The 20,332-nt window shown below is 68.5% G+C and carries 14 protein-coding genes; 1 reads left to right on the plus strand and 13 read right to left on the minus strand.

All coding sequences use genetic code 11. The annotated features are described in order from the left end of the window. Positions 1-12: 12 nt before the first annotated feature. From D0T21_RS08045 to D0T21_RS08100, 13 genes are all read right to left on the minus strand, one after another. Positions 13-1,053, minus strand: a complete 1,041-nt coding sequence (locus D0T21_RS08045; protein ID WP_116990813.1) for an AraC family transcriptional regulator — start codon at positions 1,051-1,053, stop codon at positions 13-15. A gap of 79 nt (positions 1,054-1,132) precedes the next feature. Further along, positions 1,133-1,270, minus strand: coding sequence for a hypothetical protein (locus tag D0T21_RS32025; protein ID WP_158567982.1), 138 nt, complete (start codon positions 1,268-1,270; stop codon positions 1,133-1,135). Next, positions 1,260-1,469 (minus strand): recombinase family protein, encoded by a 210-nt coding sequence (locus D0T21_RS08050; RefSeq protein WP_116990814.1) that lies wholly within the window; start codon positions 1,467-1,469, stop codon positions 1,260-1,262. Before D0T21_RS08050 ends, D0T21_RS32025 begins: the two co-directional genes overlap by 11 nt. Before the next feature lie 14 nt (positions 1,470-1,483). Further along, on the minus strand, positions 1,484-3,862 hold the full coding sequence (locus D0T21_RS08055) for an RND family transporter (protein ID WP_229211378.1): 2,379 nt from the start codon (positions 3,860-3,862) through the stop codon (positions 1,484-1,486). Positions 3,863-3,935: 73 nt separating this feature from the next. After that, positions 3,936-4,997 (minus strand): YCF48-related protein, encoded by a 1,062-nt coding sequence (locus tag D0T21_RS08060; protein WP_116990815.1) that lies wholly within the window; start codon positions 4,995-4,997, stop codon positions 3,936-3,938. A 75-nt stretch (positions 4,998-5,072) separates the two neighbouring features. Further along, the gene (locus D0T21_RS08065) at positions 5,073-6,431 is read right to left on the minus strand and encodes a DUF1329 domain-containing protein (RefSeq protein ID WP_116990816.1); all 1,359 of its coding nucleotides are present in this window, start codon (positions 6,429-6,431) and stop codon (positions 5,073-5,075) included. A gap of 13 nt (positions 6,432-6,444) precedes the next feature. Continuing rightward, positions 6,445-8,394 carry a DUF1302 domain-containing protein gene (locus tag D0T21_RS08070; protein WP_116990817.1) on the minus strand — a complete coding sequence of 650 codons (1,950 nt, stop codon included), beginning with the start codon at positions 8,392-8,394 and terminating at the stop codon, positions 6,445-6,447. A gap of 157 nt (positions 8,395-8,551) precedes the next feature. Then, positions 8,552-9,973 carry an aldehyde dehydrogenase family protein gene (locus D0T21_RS08075; protein WP_116990818.1) on the minus strand — a complete coding sequence of 474 codons (1,422 nt, stop codon included), beginning with the start codon at positions 9,971-9,973 and terminating at the stop codon, positions 8,552-8,554. 88 nt (positions 9,974-10,061) lie between these two features. Continuing rightward, the gene (locus D0T21_RS08080) at positions 10,062-11,105 is read right to left on the minus strand and encodes a formylglycine-generating enzyme family protein (protein ID WP_229211379.1); all 1,044 of its coding nucleotides are present in this window, start codon (positions 11,103-11,105) and stop codon (positions 10,062-10,064) included. A gap of 17 nt (positions 11,106-11,122) precedes the next feature. After that, positions 11,123-12,916 (minus strand): arylsulfatase, encoded by a 1,794-nt coding sequence (locus D0T21_RS08085; protein ID WP_116990820.1) that lies wholly within the window; start codon positions 12,914-12,916, stop codon positions 11,123-11,125. 128 nt (positions 12,917-13,044) lie between these two features. After that, positions 13,045-13,812, minus strand: a complete 768-nt coding sequence (locus D0T21_RS08090; RefSeq protein WP_116990821.1) for a hypothetical protein — start codon at positions 13,810-13,812, stop codon at positions 13,045-13,047. Between the two features lie 68 nt (positions 13,813-13,880). Then, positions 13,881-16,619 (minus strand): EAL domain-containing protein, encoded by a 2,739-nt coding sequence (locus D0T21_RS08095; protein WP_229211380.1) that lies wholly within the window; start codon positions 16,617-16,619, stop codon positions 13,881-13,883. After that, positions 16,604-18,316 carry a methyl-accepting chemotaxis protein gene (locus D0T21_RS08100; RefSeq protein WP_116990822.1) on the minus strand — a complete coding sequence of 571 codons (1,713 nt, stop codon included), beginning with the start codon at positions 18,314-18,316 and terminating at the stop codon, positions 16,604-16,606. The genes D0T21_RS08095 and D0T21_RS08100 overlap by 16 nt, the downstream gene beginning before the upstream one ends. A gap of 229 nt (positions 18,317-18,545) precedes the next feature. On the opposite strand from D0T21_RS08100, the gene D0T21_RS08105 reads away from it, so the two are divergent. After that, positions 18,546-20,153, plus strand: coding sequence for a GMC family oxidoreductase (locus D0T21_RS08105; protein ID WP_116994321.1), 1,608 nt, complete (start codon positions 18,546-18,548; stop codon positions 20,151-20,153). Positions 20,154-20,332: the final 179 nt, after the last annotated feature.

Here is a 20,332-nt window from a genome sequence, read left to right on the forward strand (position 1 = left end):
AACCCCGCGCGTTCAGGGCTGCTGGCGAAACTCGGTGGGCGAGACGCCGGTCCAGCGCTTGAACGCGCGCGTGAAATTGCTGGTGTCGGCAAAGCCCAGCAGGAAAGTCACTTCCGTCACCGAACGTCCGCCCTGGCGCAGATAGCTGCACGCCATGTCCTTGCGGGTGTCGTCCAGCAGCTGCTGGAAATTGCTGCCGCGCTGGGCCAGCCTGGCCTGCAAGGTAGTCGGACTCATGCACAACGCCGCGGCCACCTTGTCGCGGCCGCACTCGCCGTCCGGCAGGAATTCGATAATCTTCTGGATCACACCGGTGACCACGTCGTTCTTGTCCAGCTTGGCCAAGTAACTGATGGTGATGTTGTCGTTGACCTGCGCCAGCTCGGGGCAGGATCCCGGCAAGGTCTTCTTCAAGTCCTCGCGGTCGAACACCAGCACGCCCTCGACGTTGGAAAAGCTGACCGGCGCGCGGAACAGCGTCTCATACGGCCCCGCCCCTTCCAACGGCAACGCGCGGCGGAACGCCACCCGCACCGGATTAAAGCCGGGCCGGTACAACTGGCGCATGGTCATCACCAGGAAGGCGAAGAAGCAATCCTCGGTCTCGCCGCTCACCGCCACCAGATGCTTGAAGCACAAGCGCACCTCGTCGCCCTCCTCTTCCAGAACGACGTCCGCCACCTGCGACACCAGCCGCATGTAGCGCTCCAGGCGCACGCAGAAATCCATCAGCGTGGTGCTGGCGGCCAGCGCATAGCCGAGCGCGTGCAGGTTCGACACATGGATATGGCGCGCCACCTGCAAGCCGAAATACGGATTGTTGGTGACGTCGACGCAGGCCCGGTACAGGCGCGTCATGGTGGCCGCCGGCAGGCGGTTCATCGGATCGTTGGACAGCTCGCCGTCGATGCCGATAGCGCGGAAGATACGGCTGCTGTCGATGCCGGCCGCCTCCAGTGTGCGGGCGATCGCCATGCCGTAGCTGCCGATGGTGGTGTAGCTTTGCCGGTCGTCGGCGCCGTTGTCCGGCGCCCCGGTGTTCGGTACTGTCATGTGGCTGCCCGGGCAAGAAGACAAGACCAAGTTTTACCCCAGCGGCCCGGCACTGTCAATCTACTCATCAACGCCCGTCTCACGCAAACGCGCCCTTGAACATCAGCGCCTTGGCGATCCACAGCGCGGCGCCGGCCACCACCAGAATGGCCAGCACACAAATGCAACAATCGGCCAGCTGGTGCTTGATGAAATCAGAATATTTCTTACGTAGCATGTTTATCTCCCGGAATGGAATAATTGCCGCCGGCCCGCACTACACGGAACACCGTGGAGCCGTACCAGCGTCCGCCGCCGACGCCCTTCAGGCCGCGCCGGTTGAGGGCGACGGCGATGGCGTCGTAGGAATGGCCCTGGGCGCGCAGGGCGAGGATGTCGCGCCGCGCCGCCGGGCACAGATTGGCCAGGGCCGTCATGGCGGTGGCGGGCCTCAGGCCTTGCGCAGCAGGAAGTGCGACAACGCCGGCACCAGCACCAGCGCGCCCAGCATGTTCAGCGTGAACATGAAGGTCAGCAAGATGCCCATGTCGGCCTGGAACTTGATCGGCGACCAGGCCCAGCACACCACGCCGGCCGCCAAGGTCACGCCGACCAGCGCCACCACCTTGCCGGTGAACTGCAAGGCGTGGCGATAGGCGTCCGCCAGCGTGGCGCCGGCGCGTTGCTGCGCCAGCTGTACGCTGAGCAGGTAGAGCGCGTAGTCGACACCGATGCCGACGCCGAGCGCGATCACCGGCAAGGTGGCGACCTTGACGCCCATGCCCAGCATCACCATCAGCGCCTCGCACAGGATGGAGGTCAGCGCCAGCGGCAGCACCGCCACCAGCACCGCGCGCCAGCTGCGGAAAGTGACCCAGCACAGCACGATCACGGCCGCATACACGTACAGCAGCATCTTGTGGTTGGCTTCGCGCACCACGATGTTGGTGGCGGCCTCGATGCCGGCGCTGCCCGCCGCCAGCAGGAACTGGCGATCCGGCGTGCTGTGCGCGGCGGCGAAGCCGGCGGCGGCGGCGGTCACGCGTTCCAGGGTCTCCGCCTTGTGGTCGCTCAGGTAGGCGATCACCGGCATCAGCGAGCAGTCGCTGTTGAACAGGTCGGGATTGCTGGTCGACGCTTGTTGGGCGCCGTAATTCAGCACGTCCTGGTTGCGCGAGATGGTCAGCCATTTCGGGCTGCCCTCCGAGGTGCCGGCGGTGATCTGGCGCACCGCGTCGGCCAGCGACACGGCGGTCTGCACGCCGGGAATCTGCTGCAAGGTCCAGGCCAGGCGGTCGGCCTCGATCAGGGTTTCGTATTTGAGACAGCCCTCCTTCGGCGTCTTGACCATCACCGCAAACTGGTCGGACGACAGCGAATAGTGGGCCGTGATGTAGGCGTTGTCGCGGTTGTAGCGCGAGTCGGCGCGCAGCTCGGGCGCGCCGGGATCGAGGTCGCCGATCTTCAAATGGGTGCTGACGGCGAAGCCGCCCGCCGCCAGCATCACCGCCACGGCGATCGCGCCCAGCGCCCAGCGCCGCTGCGTGAAGCGCTCCAGCAGGCGCCAGACGCCGCCCGATGCGCCGGCGCTTTCCTCGCGCAGGCAGCGCCGCGCCGCCGCCGGCGACACGCCGACATACGACAGCAGCACCGGCAGCAACAGCAGGTTGGTGAAGATCAGCACCGCCACGCCGATGCTGGCGGTCATCGCCAGGTCCTGGATGACAGGGATGTCGATCATCATCAGCACCGCGAAGCCGACCGCGTCGGCCAGCAGCGCCGTCAGGCCGGCCAGGAACAGGCGGCGGAAGGTGTAGCGCGCCGCCACCAGCAGATGCGTGCCGCGGCCGACGTCCTGCATGATGCCGTTCATCTTCTGCGCGCCGTGCGAGACGCCGATGGCGAACACCAGGAACGGCACCAGGATGGAGAACGGATCAAGCGCGTAACCCAGCGCGGCCACCAGCCCCAGCTGCCACACCACGGCGACGATGGAGCACGCCACCACCAGCGTGGTGCTGCGCACGCAGCGCGTGTAGCCGAAGATCACCAGCGCGGCGATGGCGGCGGCGGCGCCGAAGTACAGCATGACCTGGCGCATGCCGGCCAGCAGGTCGCCGATCAGCTTGGCGAAGCCCACCGCGTGCACCTTCACGCCGGCCGGTCCGTGCGACTGCAAGCGCTCCAGCGCCTGCGCGAAGGCCGCGTAGTCGATGCTCTTGCCGCCGACCGGATCGCGGTCCAGCAGCGGCACGAAGATCATGGTGGACTTGAAGTCGTTGGCCACCAGGCTGCCGACGATGCCGGAGCGGGCGATGTTGATCTTCAGCTGCTCCACCGAGCGGGACGAGCCGTCGTAGGCATCCGGCATCACCGGGCCGCCCTGGAAGCCCTGCTCCGTCACTTCGTTCCAGCGCACGGTCGGGGTCCACATCGATTTCATCCAGGCGCGGTCCACGCCCGGGGTCAGGAACAGTTCGTCGTTGACCTGCTTGAGCGCCTCCAGGTATTGCGGCGAGAAGATGTCGCCGCTAGGGTTTTCCACCACCACCCGCACCGCGTTGCCCAGGCCGCGCAGCGAGGCCTTGTTGGCCAGGTAGTTCTGGATGTAGGGCTGGCTCTGCGGCATCATCTTTTCAAAGCTGGCGCTCAGGCCCAGGCGCGTCGCGCCCAGCCAGGCCAGCGCCAGCGTCATGACGGCGCAGGCCAGCACCACCAGCAGCCGGTGGTTGAACACCATGCGTTCCAGCAGGTTGCCGGAACGACGGTCGAAGTGGGCCAGCTCGCGCACGACCGGCATGGCGTCGGCCTGGGTAGTTCTCATGTCCATGTTCTCTCTCTCGTTGTGGCCGGGTCCTGCGCACCATGCGCGGCCCGGCTCTGCTTATGTGGTTTGGTGTGGATCAGCGCAGCGGCTGGCGGCGCAGGCCGCGCAGGCCGCCGAGCACGATGGCGCCGTCGTCGGCCGCCGCCACCGCCGACACCGGCCCCGGCGAGGCCGGGCGCAGCGGCTGGAAGCTGGCGCCGCCGTCGGCGCTCAACAGCACCTGGCCGGCCTGGCTCACCAGCGCCAGCCGGCCGTCGCGCAGCGTGGTGGCCGCCGTCAGGCCGACTTGCAGGCCGGTGTCGATCTTGTTCCAGCTCAGGCCGTGATCGGTGCTGCGGTAGGCGTGGCCGCGCAGGCCGTAGGCCAGCAGCGTGCCGGGACCGCCGGCCAGGCCGAAGTAGCTGCCCTGGTAAGGGCTGGCGATGGCGTCGAAGCGCGCCGCGCCGCGATTAAGTTTCAGCAGCGTGCCCTGCTCGCCCGCGATCAGCGTGTCGCCGTCCACGCCGCGCACCGCGTTCAAGTGGTAGCCGTTGGGATTGGCGACGCGCTCCAGCCACGGCTGCCAGCTGGCGCCGCCGTCTGCTGTATGCAGTATCAGGCCGAAGGCGCCGACCACGAAGCCGTTGCGCTCGTCGTCGAACCAGACATCTAGCAGCGAGTGGTCCGCGCCCTGCGCCGCCAGCCGCCGCGCGGCCGCGCGCACGCCGGCGTCGCTTGCGTCGTTGTCGTAGCTGCGCAACAGCAGCGCGGCGATCGCCCGACCGTCCAGCTGGCGCTGCCAATGCAGGCCGCCGTCGGCGCTGTGCAGCACCACGCCATCATGGCCGACCGCCCAGCCTTGCAGCGCGCTGGGAAACTGCACCGCCACCAGGTCGGCGCTGAGCGGCACGCTGGCCTGGCGCCAGCTGGCGCCGCCGTCCTCCGACAGCACAATGTGGCCGCGCTGGCCGACCGCGACCAGCCGCTTGCCGGCCACGGCCAGGCCGTTGACCAGGGCGCGCGCCGCCAGCGGACTGGCGACGGCGGGCAACTCCAGCACGTCAACGTAGGAAGCCGCCGCTGACAACGACGACGACAACAGGATGGCGCCGGCCAGCAGGCCGCGCAGTGTGCGCGAGGTGCAATTCAATGGGTTCATATTCTGTGCAAAAAATCCGCCGCGTAGCCTAGGGATAAAGCTAGCGGCGGTAAAGAGAACAACAAGAAAGCTTGCTTAGCGCACGCCGGCGCCGGCCAGCGCGTCGGCCGCCCACTCGGTCGGCTTGAGCGCGCCGATGTACTTGACGCCGCCCAGGTGGCCCGAGACGCCGGTAATGTTGTAGCTGCCGCTGACGAAGTCGTAGATCATGTGGTTGCCCGACTGGACAGCCTGCACGTCATACGAGAACGTCATGTGGTCGAACGACGAGCGGTACAACTGGCCGCGCGCGTCGTACTCATCCGACGCCACCGCCACCCAGCTGTCCTCGTCGACATAGAACACGCGCTTGCTGTAGATGTGGCGCTTGCCCGGCTTCAAGGTCGCCTCCACCACCCACACGCGGTGCTGCTCCCAGCGCAGCAGGTCGGGATTGACGTGGTTGGGTTTGGTGATGTCGGCCACCACCGGGTGATAGGCCAGCTTGTAGGCGTTGTACGGCACGATCATTTCCTTCTTGCCGACCAGCTTGAAGTCGAAGCGGTCCATGGCGCCGTTGAACACCCAGGCGTCGTCGTAGGTCGAGGCGCCGGCCGAACCGGGGTTGGGCGTGTCGTAGGCGACGTCCGGCGCCAGCTTGACGCGGCGTTGGCCCGGCAGGTATTGCCACACCTTGCGCGCCTGCTCCAGCGGATTGACGGCGTCGAACACCATCAAGCCTTCACCGGCGCGGCGCGCCGGCGCCACGTAGGCCAGCTTAGTGCGGAAGAACACGTCGCTCTGCTTGGCGGTCTCGGTGCGCTTGGCGTCGGACAGCGGAAATTCCTGGTAAATCTCGCCGGTGGTGGCCAGGGTCGGGCGGCCGGAGACGTCGATATTCCACGAATCGTAGCGAATGAACATGGCCTGGCCCTGGTAGCGCAGCAGGTGGTTCCACATCACTTCGTAGCCGCTCTTCGGAATCGGGAACGGCACGCCGGCCAGCGCGCCGTCCAGGCCGACGCCGCCGTCGATGGTCTTGGCCGCCACCGCGTTTTTCGCCGTGTTGTCGTTGACGAACTTCGGATAATTAACGCTGCGGTGGGTCGGATAAACGTCCACGCGGTAGCTAGGGAAACGCTTGAGCAGCTCGCGCGTGCCGGCGGTCAGCTTGTCTTCCTGGCCGGCCAGGTTCTTGCCGGTGATGACCAGGCGCGGCTTGTCGGCCGCATACGGATCGGGGCGGATGCCGCTGCCTTTGACGAACTCGGCTGGGATGGTGGTCAGGCCGCCGGTGTATTCCGGGATCGTGCCATCCTTGTTGCCGGCCTTCTCGGCGCCGAACGCGGTCAGGCTGGCGCCCAGCTGCCTGGCTTCTTCCGGCGTCACGCCGGCCTGGGCGCATGCCGCCGCGGACAGCGCGGCGGCGATGATGGTTTGCTTGAAAAACGTCATGGTCTGCTCGCGATCAGAAAGTGGTTTTGAGTGTCACGGCGATAAAGCCGCGGTCCTTCAGCAACGGCATCAGGCCGGCGCTGGAGCTGACCGCGCCGCTGGCCGGGTCCACCGCCAGCGCGCCGAAGAAGTCGACATACTTCACGTCGATGCGGTATTTCTGGTACAGGTCCAGGCTCAGGCCGGCGCTGTAGTTGCCGGCCTGCTTATTCCCGCCCGACAGCACCGCCGAGTTGCCCGACAGGCCGACCGCGTAGTTCAGCGGCATCGACAGGTCGATGCCTGGCAACACCTGGAACCAGGTCGGCGAGAAGTTCAGCGCCAGGCCGAAGTAGTCCTTGCCGACCTTGTCGATGCCGGTGTAGTTGTCGCGGCCCTTGAAGAATTGCGCACCCTGGGTCACGCTGGCGACGCGGTTCCAGGTCAGCTCGGCGATCCAGCTGGATGTGTCGAACAGCGGCGTCTTGGCGGTCGAGCCGATGAAGTTCAGCACGCCATGCAGCGTATTGCCGCGCGCGCCGCTCACCTCACCCTGAGCAGGCAGGCCGGCGGCGTTGACCACCAGCTGGCCCTTGAGCAAGGTGTTCAGGCTGGCCAGCAAGGCCGGGTTGGTACCGACCGGCATCAGCAACGCCGGCGTGCTATTGAGCGGCATGTTGCGGCGGTAGTTCAGGTCGGCGCCGACGGAAATCCCGGCGACGCTCTTCGACAGCGACAGGCCCAGCACATTGATGTTGGAACCGTATTCAAGCTGGTACTGGCTGGTGCCGCCCAGGGTGGACGGGTAGAACAGGCAGTTTCCACCGGCCACGGCGCCGCCGGGGATGGCGGCGGTGCAAGTGGCGTTGCCGACCGCCTGGGCCGTGGCCACGCCGGCCTGCTGCGCGGCGGCCTGCGCCGCCGCAGGCGTGCCGCCGGCGGCGATCACGGCGGCGGCGGCCTTTTGGGCATTGGCCGCGACCAGCGGGCTGCTTTGGCCAAACAGCGCCGACGGCACGCCGGCCAGGCGCAGGTTCGCTTGCGGCAGCAGGTCGGAAGTCTTGCGCAGGTACAGGCCCAGCGTGCCGTCCAGCCATGCCGGGCTCCAGCGCGCGGACACGCCGAAGTCGCCGGATTTATGCGGCGTGCTGTCGGGCGCCTTGACCGCGCTCGGCAAACCCAGGCCGGACAGGTTGAAACTCTCGGCGCCCTGGAAGGCGTAGTCGTAGAAGCCCAGGAAGGAGCCGGACTCCGGCGCCCGGGCCGGCTTCCAGTTGAAGAAGGTCTGGGCGGCGATCGACAATTCGGGGGTCGGCGAGAACTGCGCCGACAGGGCCGGACGCGGCAGGAACAATTCCTTGGCGTCGCTGCCCGGCACCGAGTAGGCCTTGATCAGGTCCAGCGCGGACTGGCCGTAGTTGACGCCATGGATAGGCGACAGCACACTCTCGCCCCAGTACAGCGTGTGCTGGCCCAGCTTGACGTTGAGCTGCATGTCGGCGATGTCGAAGCTGCCGAACACGAAGGCGTCCAGCACCTCACCCGAGGCGCCCTTGTGATAGCGGCTGGCGTAGCGCGACAGGCCCAGCGCCGGCTTGCCGTCCGCGCCCAGGTGGTTGGAGGTGGCGACGTTGGTGTTGTCGAGCGAGCTGTAGGCCGCGTCGTACCAGCCGGCCGCGCTGACGCGCAAGCCCATGCGCTTCTGGAACACCAGGTCGAATTCGCTCAGCAGGTCGGCCCGGCTCGAGACCGTGCCCTTGTTGAAATTGCGGTCGCCGTCGTCGTTGTTGACCGACTTCAGGATGGCCGCGTTCTGGCTGCTGACGCGGTTGGCGTAGTTGTACTTGATGGTGTTGTCGAAGCGGATCGCCAGATCTGGATTATCGGTGACGATTTCGGCCGCCTGGCCTGCCCCCATTGCGCACAAGGCGGCTCCAACCGCCACTGCGTGCAAGGCAAACCGCTGCTTCTTTGCTGGTTTCATACCGTGTCATCTCCTAGGGTTATTTTTTTACCTACCTTGTCGCAGACACCCCGCATGCAAAGGGTTCTGGACCTGTCCGATACTACGGAGCCAATGCCTGCGCGACAGGTCATTGCAGCGAAAGCACCGGTCCAGGCAACCGCGTGCGGCGGCCGTGCTACAGGTCGCGGCGGGCTTTGCCCAGGAAGAAGTCCATGCTCCAGCGCTGGACCAGGTTGCCGTATGGCGGGCGGAACAGGCTGGTCGGGAACCAGCGCCGCACGCGGAACACCGACTTGGCGTGCGACAGCGCATAAAAGCCTTCCGGCCCGCGCCAGCTGCCGATGCCGGAATTGCCGCTGCCGCCGAACGGCAGGTCGCACTGGAACACATGCCAGGCCCAGTCGTTGAAGGTCATGCCGCCGGCGTGGACGTCGCGCTGCAAACGGCGGCATTCGGCCCGGTCGCTGCCGTAGTAGTACAGCGCCAGCGGACGCGGTGCGGCGCCGACCAGGCGCAGCGCCTCGTCGAAGGAATCGCAGGCCAGCACCGGCAGGATGGGCGCAAACAATTCCTCGCGCATGATGCGCATCGCCGGCGTGACGCCGGTGACGATGTGCAGCGGCACCACGCGGCCGCCGTCGCCGGCGCCGCAGGGGGTGACCGTCGCGCCGTGCGCCACTGCGTCGGCCAGCAGCTCGCACACGCGCACCGCCTGGCGGTCGGAGGCCATCCACGTGTATTCGGGATCGCTGACCGGGTCCGGGTACATGGTGCGGAACGCCAGCTCGGCGGCGGCGACGAAGGCGCCGACGCTGGCCGACGGCACCAGCGCATAGTCGGGCGCGACGCAGGCCTGGCCGGCGTTGAAGGCCTTGCCGTGCGCGATCGAGGCGGCGGCCGCCGCGATCGACGCCGAGCGGCCGACGATGGCCGGCGACTTGCCACCCAGCTCCAGGGTCACCGGCGTCAGGTTGGCCGAGGCCGCGCGCATCACTTCCTTGCCGATGGCCGGCGAGCCGGTGAAGACGATATGGTCCAGCGGCAGGCCGGCGAAGGCCTGCGCCACCTCGACGCCGCCGCCGAACACCGCCACCTGCTCTTCGGAAAACAGACTGGCCAGCATGTCGCGCAGGACCGCCGTGCTGCGCGGCGAATATTCGGACATCTTGATCATCGCGCGGTTGCCGGCCGCCAGCGCCGTGACCAGCGGCCCCACCGCTTCGATGATGGGGAAGTTCCAGGCGGCGATGATGCCCACCACGCCCTTGGGCTGGTACACCACGCGCGCGCTGTTGCCCTTGAAGAGCCAGTCGGCGCTGCGCCGCTGCGGCCGGGTCCAGCGCTTCAGGTGGGCCAGCGCGTGGTCGATCTGCAGGGCCGGAGCCAGCACATCGAGCATCTTGCATTCGAAGGCGGAGCGGCGGCCGAAGTCCTCGCTCATTGCCACGGCCAGCTTGTCCTGCCAGTCTTGCAGCGCCTGCCGCAAGTCCCGCAGGTCGCGGCGGCGCTGGTCCAGCGGCGGGTATGGCTGGGCGGCGCAGGCGGCGCGCTGGCGCGCCAGCACGGTGGCGAGGCTGTCGATGGTGTCGTTGGTCATGGGAGCTCCGGCAATTAGGTCGGGCCATCTTAGGAAGCTCGCCGGCTCGGCGCAGGTCATCGCGGCCGGATCGCCGGTCCGGGCGAAGTCACCGCGCGGCCGATAGCGCCAGCCGGAAGCCGATATGCGACATGGCGTTGGCGGGGTCGGCGCCGCGCCGCGCGCTGGGCCGGTAGCTGCGGCAGTAGCTGTCGTCGCACAGGAAGGAGCCGCCCCGTATCACCCGCTTGGGCGCCTGGGTCGGCACGCCGCCGGCTTCGGCCTCGTCGTCGTAGCTGTCCACCGGGCCGGCCGGATCGCGCACCGGCGCGCCGTCGGCGGTCGCGGCCAGCTGGCGGAAGCGGTCGCTGCGATAGAGGTCTGCGGTCCATTGCCAGGCGTTACCGGTCATGTCGTACAGGCCGTAGCCATTGGCCGGGTAGCTCTTGACCGCCTGCAATCCCAGCTGCGCCCGGTACTCGGCGCGCACCACGGGAAACTTGCCCTGGTCGGGAAAGACGTTGGCCTTGCCGCGAGGCTTGGAGCCATCGGCGCCCCAGGCATAGTCGGCCTGCTCCAGGCCGCCGCGCGCGGCGTACTCCCATTCGGCCTCGGTCGGCAGGCGCTTGCCGGCCCAGCGCGCATAGGCTTGCGCGTCGTCCCACGACACCTGCACCACCGGATATTGCTCCTTGCCCACCAGCGTGCTGCCCGGTCCCTGCGGATGGCGCCAGTCCGCGCCCGGCACGTAGGCCCACCAGCGCGACCAATCGTCCAGCGGCACCGGTGCGCCAGTGCCGCGAAACACCATCGCCCCCGGCACCAGCTGCGCCGGATCGGGACGCGGCGTGCCGGGCGGCAGCTGGACCCGCAGGCTGTCCCATGTCGGCGCCCGCTCGGCGCTGGTGACGTAGCCGGTGGCGCGCACGAAGTCGGCGAACTGGGCGTTGGTGACGGCGGTGGCGTCCATCCAGAAGCCGCCGACCCTGGCCGCGAACACCGGCTGCTCATTGGGACGCGCCAGCGCACTGGCGCTGCCCATCAGGAACGGCCCGCCGGCGATCCACACCATGCCCGGCGGCACAGCCGCGCGCTGATAGCCCAGTCCGAACGCGTAGCCGATTCCAGCACTGGCCACGGCCAGCAGCGCCATGCAAACGCCGCGCCGCATCATGCCCGCTGCCGGCGGCGCACGACCAGCACGGCCACCAGCAACAAAAGCCCCGCCAGCGCCCACGGCAAGGCCGCCAGCAGCTCGGGCAGGAGCACATGCTTGAGCGCGTACAGCTGGCCTTGCACCTTGTAGTCATAGCCCTCCGGCATGGGCAGCACGCCGTTCTTGCGCGCGTATTCCGCGTAGTCCCGCTGCATGGCGGCAAAGCGCTGCGGCTCGCTGTCGCGCAGGTCGCGGACCTCGCCGGGATCGCTGGCGATGTCGTACAGGTGCCACTGGCTGTCGCCGACCGGCGGCATGTTCTTCAGCAGCTTGTAGTCGCCCTTGAACAGCGCGGCGTTGCCCGACAATTCGTAACCTATCGCCTGCTCCTCGCCATGCGCGCGTACTGCCCTGCCCTGCAGCACCGGCACCAGGCTGCTGCCCTGCAGCGCCTCGACCGGCTGGCCGCGATAGCTGCCGGCCGGCGCCGCGACGCCGGCCACCTCCAGCAAGGTCGGCACGATATCGGTGACATGGGTCAACGTCGTGGAGACGCGATCTCCCTGCGTGCCGGGCACGCCGGCGATGATCAGCGGCGTGCGCAGGCCGCCCTCGCCGGCGAAGAATTTGTACGTCGACAGCGGCGCGGCGGCCGCGCTGGCCCAGCTCGGCCCCAGGCTGGACATGGCGCCCTTGCCGCCGAGGCGGTCGATATCCCGGCTGTAGTGCATGCTCATCCATAGCCGCACCGCCGGGATGTCGTAGGGATCGGTCGGCTCGGCGCCGTTGTCGGACAGGAAGACGAACACCGTATTGTCGTACTCGCCGGTGCGCTTGAGCTCGGCGATCAGGCGGCCGATCTGCTGGTCCATCGCCTCCGCCATCGCCGCATACACTTCCATGCGGCGCGCTTCATAGGTTTTTTGCTGCGCGCTCAGCGCGTTCCAGTCGGCGGTGCTGGCCATGGTCACCATGCCGGCGCCGGCCGGGATCAGGCCCAGCTCGATGGCGCGCTGGCGGCGCGCCTGGCGCAAGGCGGTCCAGCCGGCGTCGTAGGCGCCCCGGTATTTGTCGATCAAGGCTTGCGGCGCCTGCACCGGAATATGGTTAGCCTGGAAACCCAGGTAGGCAAAGAACGGCTGGCCGTCCTGGCGGCCGACCCGGATGTTGCCGATGATCTGGTCGACGATCAGCGTCGACGAGTAATAGCCGGCCGGCAGATGGACCGGCTGGTCCTGCTCGAACCAGCTGGCTTTGTCGTACAGGAAGATGTACGGTTTCTCCTCCCAGTTGTCCGAACCGCTGTCGGCCTGGATGTAGGAGCGCTCGAAACCGCGCCGGCCCGGCAAGGTGCTAGCGGTTTTCCCCAGGTGCCATTTGCCGGCGATGTAGGTATGGTAGCCGCCGTCGCGCAGCAGGGTCGCCAGGGTCACGACGCGGTCGTTGAGCACGCCGCCGTAGCCGGGCTTGCCCTCGTGGACGGCGGGCATGGCCTCAGGCATGTTGCCGACGCCGTTGCGGTGGTTGTCGACGCCGGTCAACAGCATCGCGCGGGTCGGCGAGCAGGACGCGGCCACATGGAAATTGGCGAAGCGCATGCCGCGCCGCGCCAGACTGTCGATCTGCGGCGTGGCGATCTCGCCGCCGAAGGCGCCGACGTCGCTGTAGCCCCAGTCGTCGGCCACCAACACCACGATGTTGGGCCGCCGTTCCGGCCTCGCCTCGGCGGCCGCTTGAGGGCACGCCAGCGCCAGCGCCGTCGCGCCCAACAGCGCGCTGCGGCGCAACACGGTTTCTAGCTTACCCATAGTCGACTCCCTGGCTGGTGAGGCAGGCGCCGTCCGGGCGGGCGGCGCGCTACGATGCCACAGAGGATGCGCGAACACGGCGATGCCCGCCTGTCATCTGCGGCTATCCTGCGGTCCGGGGAATGGGTTCAGTGCGCGAGGGCCGGCGCCAGCGCGCGCCATTCCGGCGAGCCGCGCAAGCGCTTGATTTCCAGCCAGATCGCCTCGACATAGCGCTGGTCGGCATCGTGGAAGGCGCGGTTGAAGGCGAGATAACTCGGGCGGCTGAGCAAGGGTTGCGGCAGGATCTCCAGCTTGTCGCGGAAGGCGGCGCGCGCCAGCAGCTCCTGGGCCACGCCGGACTGGATGACCGCCAGGTCGCCCTTGCGCGCCAGCAGTTTGAGCAGGGTCTGCTCTTCCAGCGCGCTGCCGTCGTCGCCCGGCACGCCGAGCGCGGCCAGCGCCTCCCGGACCGCGACGATCCCGGCCGGATACAGGACCGGGCCGGCCAGATGCGTGAAACGGCCGCCATCCCAGTCGGCCTCGCTGCCGACGCGGCGCACCACGACATGGCTGATGCGGGCCAGTTCGCGGCTTGCGTCGATGCCCAGCGGGTCCATCGGAAAGGCGTAATCCGGCAGGAACGACAGGTTGCCGATCACCGGCAGCGCGGCCGCATAGGTGCCGGTGCGCAGTCCCTGCAGGCAGCGGCGCCACGGCACCGCGATAAACTGCACCAGATCGCCCTGGCGTTCGACCGCCTTGCGCACCAGCCATTGGGCCTGGCCTTCATGGTCGAGAAAGAACAGCGGCGGAAACGGCCGGTCGCCCATGCACACGGCCAGCGTGCGCGCCGCGCAGGGCGACGCCGCGCCGGCCATCACGCTGGCAAACAACAAGATACGAAACAAACGCATGGGCACTCCCGGTGGCAGCCAGCTCAGTGTAATGCAGCGGCGCCGGCATGGAAAGCGCGGCGCCGCCATCATTGCATCAAGAAAGCCTCGAACTGTTCCAGCGCCAGCGGCCGGCTGAAGTAATAGCCCTGGTACACCTGGCAGCCGGCCGCCGCCAGCCAGTCGCGCTGGGGCGCCGTCTCGACGCCCTCGGCGATGACCGTCATCCCCAGGCTGCGCCCCAGCGCGATGATGGTGCCGGCGATGGCGGCGTCCGGCCCGTTGCTGATCAGGTCGCGCACGAAGGACTGGTCGATCTTCAACTGGTCCAGCGGCAGGCGCTTCAGGTAGGACAGCGAGGAGTAGCCGGTGCCGAAATCGTCCAGCGACAGGCCGATGCCGCGCGCCTTCAGCGCCGCCATCTTGCGGATCACCGCGTCGACGTTGTCGAGCAGCAGGCCCTCGGTCAATTCCAGCTTGAGCAGCTCGGGGCGGGCGCCGCTGGCGGACAGCGCGGCCAGCACCTGCGCCTCGAAATCGGGCTGGTTGAACTGGCGCGGACTGACGTTGACCGCCAGCTCCAGCTGCGCGGTGCGCGGCGTCGCGGCCCACGCCGCCAATTGCGCGCAGGCCGTCTCCAGCACCCAGGCGCCGATCGGCAGTATCAGTCCGGTGTCCTCGGCCACCGGGATGAATTCCGCCGGCGACACCGCGCCGCGCCGCGGATGCCGCCAGCGCAGCAGCGCCTCGGCGCCGCACACCCGCCCCGCCGCGTCGATCTGCGGCTGGTAATGCAAGCTCAACTGCGCCTGCGCGACGGCCTGGCGCAGGTCGGCCGCGACGGCCGCGTGGGCCGCCACTTGGGCCTGCATGGCCGGATCGAAAAACCGCACCGCGTTGCGGCCCGCCGCCTTGGCCTGGTACATCGCCGTGTCGGCCCGTTTCATCAACTCGCCCAGTTCCTGCTCGCGGCCGTCAAACAGGGCAATGCCGATGCTGGGACTGCTGTGGTGCTGATGGCCGCACAAGTCATACGGTTCGCTGAGCGCGTCATGTATCCGCTCCCCCGCCGCGCCGGCCAGCGCGGCCGCGCCGGCGGCCAGCTCCGGCAGCAGCACGATGAATTCGTCTCCGCCCAGGCGCGCCACCGTGTCGCCGGCGCCGACGCAGCGCGTCAGCCGCTCGGCCACGGCGCTGAGCAGCAGATCGCCGACGCCGTGGCCCTTGGTGTCGTTGAGGGTCTTGAAATGATCGAGGTCGATCAGCAGCAAGGCGCCCTGCCGGCCGCTGCGCGCATGGCCGGCCATGGCTTGCTGCAGCCGGTCGTACAGCAGGCGCCGGTTGGGCAGGCCGGTCAGCATGTCGTAGTAGGCCAGCTTGCGGATTTCCCGTTCGTTCTGCTTGCGCTGGCTGATGTCCTGCATGGTGCAGATCAGCGACCAATGGCCGCTGGCGGCGTCGTGCCGCACCCTGCCCTTGGCGTGCACCCAGCGGCGACGGCCGTCGGCAGCGCCGAGGATCACGTGCTCGCGGTCGAACGGGTGGCCTTGCGGACAGTCGACCCGCAGATACTCCAGGATGCCCGCATGGGTGGCCGGCTCCACCAGCGCCAGCAAGTGCGCTAGGTCGCGCGGATAGCCGGGGCCGATGCCGGCGATGCGGTCGAAAATATCGGAACTGCGCCAGCTGCCCAGCGCGGAGTCGTAGCACAGCGTGCCGATCTCGGCGATCTGCTGCGCCTCGCGCATCGATTGCTGGCTGTCGAGCACGGCCGCCACGTCGCGCTGCTGGCGCCACCAGGCGCGCCCGATCAACACCAGCAGGGTCAGCGCCAGCAGCAGGAAGGCGGCGCCCAGGCCGCCGATGATCCAGGCCTGGCCGCGCCATTCGGCCATGCCGACGGCGGCCGTTTCGGAGGCGATCACATGGTAGCCGTAGCGCTGGCTGGTCTCGTACGAGAAGGTGCGCGCCTGCTCGCCCGCGTTGGCGAAGGCGCTGACGAAGGTGCCGCGCAGCGGATTGTTGCGCAGCGCGGCGCGCGAGCGCGGCGACAGGCTGGCGTCGCCGATCGGCACCGGAAATGGCTGCCCCGAACCGAGCCGGCCGGCGATCGACTCGAAGCCGGCGTGGCGCAGCGCGATGCTGCCGCCGGCGTCCAGCTGCATTTGCCCCAGGATCGCCTCGATCTGGTCGATATTGAGCACCGCGTACACGACGCCGCCGAAACTGCCGTCGTCCCGGCTGATGCGGCGGGCGAACAGCCAGATCCATTTCTTGCTGATGCGGCCGAACAGCGGCTTGCTGATGTACATGCGCTGCGTGGGATCGCTTTGCAGCAGCGCGAAATACTCGCGGCCGACCACGCTGATGTAGGGCGGCTGCAGGCCCGCGCCGTAGACGATGTCGCCCCGTTCGTTGGTGGCGCGCAGGTAGGGCACCACGGGCAGCCGCTGCTGCTGGCGCACCAGCAGGCCGGTGATGTCGCGCCCGGACGAAGCGCCGGACGACAGCTGCCGGCCGATCTCGTCGGCCGAGGCCTGTAGCGAGACGTCGATCGAATCGAGGATGCCGTCGAAGGTCAGCACCATAGCCCGAGCCAGGCTCTGTGTCATCACCGCCATGCGCTGCGTGGCCTGCTGGTGCAGATAGTGCAGCGTCAGCGCGGCGGCCAGCGCCACCAGCACCATCGCCGCGCCAACGCCGGCGCGCAGCAAGGCGCGATTGCGCCGGAACAGCGGCAGCGGCGGCGGCGCCGATGCGGGGGACTGGACCGGGGGCGGCGCCGCGTTGACAGCGCGCGGCCGCCGCAAACTCAGGAGCGCGGCCATGCTTTCCTGGCCTGGTCCGACGACGGCGACGGCGCCGCCATCGACAGGCGTACCGCCGACGGTCCGGCATAGCCGCGCAGGAGCGCCGGCGCAGGTGTACCAGCGGCCGCGCGCGGCGCCAGCGCGAACACGCTGACCACGCCGGCCAATCCGGCGGCCTGCTCCTGCAGCGATTCGGCGGCCGCCGCCGCCTCCTCGACCAGCGCGGCATTCTGCTGCGTCACCTGGTCCATCTGTCCGATCGCCATATTGATCTGGTCGATGCCGCTGCTCTGCTCGCGGGTCGCCAGGCTGATCTCGGCCATGATGTCGCTGACCCGCTGGACGCTGCCGACGATCTGCTCCATCGTCGTACCGGCCACCGCCACCAGCCGGCTGCCGGCGTCGACCCGCTGCACCGAGTCGCCGATCAGCTGCTTGATTTCCTTGGCCGCCGCCGCCGCGCGTTGCGCCAGAGTGCGCACTTCGGACGCCACCACGGCGAAGCCGCGTCCCTGCTCGCCGGCGCGCGCCGCCTCGACCGCCGCGTTCAGCGCCAGGATGTTGGTCTGGAAGGCGATGCCGTCGATGACGCCGATGATGTCGACGATGCGGGTCGAGCAATCGTCGATCGCGCGCATCGTCTCGACCACCTCGGCCACCACCAGGCCGCCACGGCCGGCCAGCGCCGACGCCTCGCTGGCCAGTTGCTTGGCCTGCAGAGCGTTGTCGGCGTTCTGGCGCACGGTCGAGGTCAACTCCTCCATCGACGCGGCGGTCTGCTCGAGCGAACTGGCCTGCTCCTCGGTGCGCGCCGACAAGTCCAGGTTGCCGCTGGCGATCTGCGCCGACGCGGTGGCGATGGTGTCGGTGCCGCTGCGCACCTGGCCGACGATGCCCACCAGGCTGTCGTTCATCGCCTTGAGCGCCAGCAGCAGCTGGCCGGTTTCCTCGCGGCCGCCCGGCTCGATATGGCTGCTCAAGTCGCCGGAGGCCACCGTCTGCGCCAGCGCCACCGCCTTGTTCAGCGGGCCGGTGATCGAACGGGTGATCGCCACCGCGCAGGTCACGGCGACCAGCACGCCGGCCAGCAACACGGCCAGCATCAGCGCGCTCGCGCGCAGCGCCGCCGCCGCGCCGTCGGCGACGCGGTCCTTGGCGACGGCGTCGTTGAGCGTCTGGACCCGGTCCAGCGCCGCCTCCGCCTTCAGGAACAAGGGCCGCGAGGCGGCGTAGTCGCGATAAAACACCACGAACAATTCCTTCTGCGCCCGCTCGTCGCTGGTGCGTGCCAGCGTGCGCATGGTCGCCAGCACGCGCTCGTCGGCGGCTTTCCATTGCTGCCAGTCGGCCAGGAAGCGCCGCCACAGCACCACTTCCTCTTCGGTCTGCGGCAGCGGCTCGTACTGGGCCCAGCCTTTGTCGATGTTGCTCCAGGCACGCTGGTGCAACTGTATGGCCTCGTCGAACCGCCCCGGCGTCAGGTAGTCATTTTCGTAGATGGCCGTGGTCAGCGCGGCCGCCGCCGCCGCGGTCTGGCCCTCGCTGATCAGCAGCAGCCCCTGGATCGACGGCAGCCTGACCAGGCCGATCTCGCTCATCGACTGCGACACCGCGCGGATGCCCGCATGGCCGCTATAGCCGATCAAGGCCAGCGCGGCCAGCATGATGGCGACCAGCAGGGTCAATTTCGATTTGATGCGCAGATGCTTGAACATGGGGACTTCCGGACAGGGGGACGAGAACGCCACGGTAACGCGGCGCCGCCGCGCCTGCCTGTCGGCGCGATCATTTCGCCGGTCTTTCGAAGCCGGCCAACGAGGTGCTGGCGGCGACCCTCGAAAGACCGGCGAATGGGCTGACCTGACCTGCGCCGGCCGGGTCGCCATGCGACATTGGCGCCGCAGCCCGCGCGGCCAGACCCTCAACATCTACCAAGGAATACACATGTTTGACTACGTTATCGTCGGCGCGGGATCGGCCGGCTGCGTGCTGGCCAACCGCCTGTCGGCCGATCCGACCGTCAAGGTCTGCCTGCTGGAGGCGGGCGGCGACAACCGTTCGCCGCTGGTATCCACGCCGGGCGCCTTCGGCTATTTCATGTTCAGCCGCAAGTACAACTGGGCCTACAAGGCGGCGCCGGACCCGCAGGCGCGCGGCGGACGGCCGATGTTCCTGCCGCGCGGCAAAGGGCTGGGCGGCAGCTCGGCCATCAACGGCATGGTCTACATCCGCGGCTTGCGGCGCGACTACGACGAATGGGCCGCGCTCGGCAACCAAGGGTGGAGCTACGACGAGGTGCTGCCCTATTTCAAGCGGTCGGAAGACAACGCGCGCGGCGCCTCGGCCATGCACGGCCAAGGTGGTCCGCTGCATGTGTCCGACAGCGAGATGCAGTACCCGCTCAGCCGCACCTTGCTGGAAGCGGCGCGCCAGGCCGGCCTGCCGTTGACGGACGACTTCAACGGTACCCAGCCGGAGGGCGTGGGCGCCTACCAGTTCACCATCCGCGACGGCAAGCGCTGCGGCGTGGCGGCCAGCTTCCTGGAGCCGGTGCGCGCACGCCCCAACCTGACCGTGGTCACCGGCGCCCATGTGACCGGCATCGCCATGGAAGGCAAGCGCGCCGTCGGCGTGCGCTACGACGTCCAGGGCCAGCCTTGCCTGGCGTCCGCGCGGCGGGAAGTGATCCTGTCGGCCGGCGCCTACGGCAGCCCGCAGTTGCTGATGTTGTCGGGTATCGGCGATCCGGCCCAGCTGGCGCGTCACAACATTCCGTTGGTCCACGCCCTGCCCGGCGTTGGCGCCAACTTGCAGGACCACGTCGACGCCTGCGTGCTGACCGGCAGCAGCGATCACGGCGGCCTGAGCCTTACCGTGGGCGGCGTCGCCAGGGTCGCCAAGGCGATCTGGAACTACTGGCGGCATGAGCGTGGATTGCTGCGCGCTTCGGCCACCGAGGTCGGCGCCTTCCTGCGCTCCAGCGAGGCGCAGGCCATCCCTGACGTGCAGTATCACGCGATCCCGGTGCTGTTCGACGATTCCGGCCGCGACCTGTCGCTGCTGAGCAAGGTAGGCTACTCGATGCATGTGTATGTGCTGCGGCCCAAGTCGCGCGGCAGCGTCGGCCTCGCCAGCGCCGATCCGCATGCCGCGCCGGTGATCGACCAGCGCCTGCTCGACCACCCGGACGATGTGCGCTCGCTGGTCGACGGCATCCGGCTGGCGCGGCGCTGGCTGGCCGCGCCGGCGCTGGGCCGCTACCGCAAGCGGGAGCTGGCGCCGGGCCCCGATTGCGTCAGCGACGAGCAGATCCTGCAAGCCTGCCGCGCGCGCCTGGGCAACGGCTTCCATCCGGTGGGCACCTGCCAGATGGGCAGCGATGGCATGGCCGTGGTGGGCGCAGACCTGCGGGTCCACGGCGTCGCCGGCCTGCGCGTGGTGGACGCGTCCGTCATGCCGACGCTGGTCAGCGGCAACACCAACGCGCCGACCATCATGATCGCCGAGAAGGCGGCTGACCTTATCATCGCGGCCCGCCGGCAGTCGGCTTGAGTTGCTTAGCGCGCGCCCAGCAGTTCGACGTCGAAGATCGGGATATGACCGAATAATCCACCGGGTAGCGCACGCGCTACCGAAGAATACAAACAGGAAAATTATCCGTACTTTTCCGTACTATCCGTGCCAGCAAGAAAAAAGGCCTGCATCAGATCGATGCAAGCCTTTGATTTTCT

The organism is Duganella sp. BJB476, assembly GCF_003416895.1.
Taxonomy (GTDB): domain Bacteria; phylum Pseudomonadota; class Gammaproteobacteria; order Burkholderiales; family Burkholderiaceae_D; genus Rugamonas.

Excerpts from the sequence above, each read along its gene's own strand:
- D0T21_RS08045 (WP_116990813.1), bottom strand. The coding sequence starts at position 1,053 with ATGACAGTACCGAACACCGGGGCGCCGGACAACGGCGCCGACGACCGG.
- D0T21_RS32025 (WP_158567982.1), bottom strand. The coding sequence starts at position 1,270 with ATGCTACGTAAGAAATATTCTGATTTCATCAAGCACCAGCTGGCCGAT.
- D0T21_RS08050 (WP_116990814.1), bottom strand. The coding sequence starts at position 1,469 with ATGACGGCCCTGGCCAATCTGTGCCCGGCGGCGCGGCGCGACATCCTC.
- D0T21_RS08055 (WP_229211378.1), bottom strand. The coding sequence starts at position 3,862 with ATGGACATGAGAACTACCCAGGCCGACGCCATGCCGGTCGTGCGCGAG.
- D0T21_RS08060 (WP_116990815.1), bottom strand. The coding sequence starts at position 4,997 with ATGAACCCATTGAATTGCACCTCGCGCACACTGCGCGGCCTGCTGGCC.
- D0T21_RS08065 (WP_116990816.1), bottom strand. The coding sequence starts at position 6,431 with ATGACGTTTTTCAAGCAAACCATCATCGCCGCCGCGCTGTCCGCGGCG.
- D0T21_RS08070 (WP_116990817.1), bottom strand. The coding sequence starts at position 8,394 with ATGAAACCAGCAAAGAAGCAGCGGTTTGCCTTGCACGCAGTGGCGGTT.
- D0T21_RS08075 (WP_116990818.1), bottom strand. The coding sequence starts at position 9,973 with ATGACCAACGACACCATCGACAGCCTCGCCACCGTGCTGGCGCGCCAG.
- D0T21_RS08080 (WP_229211379.1), bottom strand. The coding sequence starts at position 11,105 with ATGGCGCTGCTGGCCGTGGCCAGTGCTGGAATCGGCTACGCGTTCGGA.
- D0T21_RS08085 (WP_116990820.1), bottom strand. The coding sequence starts at position 12,916 with ATGGGTAAGCTAGAAACCGTGTTGCGCCGCAGCGCGCTGTTGGGCGCG.
- D0T21_RS08090 (WP_116990821.1), bottom strand. The coding sequence starts at position 13,812 with ATGCGTTTGTTTCGTATCTTGTTGTTTGCCAGCGTGATGGCCGGCGCG.
- D0T21_RS08095 (WP_229211380.1), bottom strand. The coding sequence starts at position 16,619 with ATGGCCGCGCTCCTGAGTTTGCGGCGGCCGCGCGCTGTCAACGCGGCG.
- D0T21_RS08100 (WP_116990822.1), bottom strand. The coding sequence starts at position 18,316 with ATGTTCAAGCATCTGCGCATCAAATCGAAATTGACCCTGCTGGTCGCC.
- D0T21_RS08105 (WP_116994321.1), top strand. The coding sequence starts at position 18,546 with ATGTTTGACTACGTTATCGTCGGCGCGGGATCGGCCGGCTGCGTGCTG.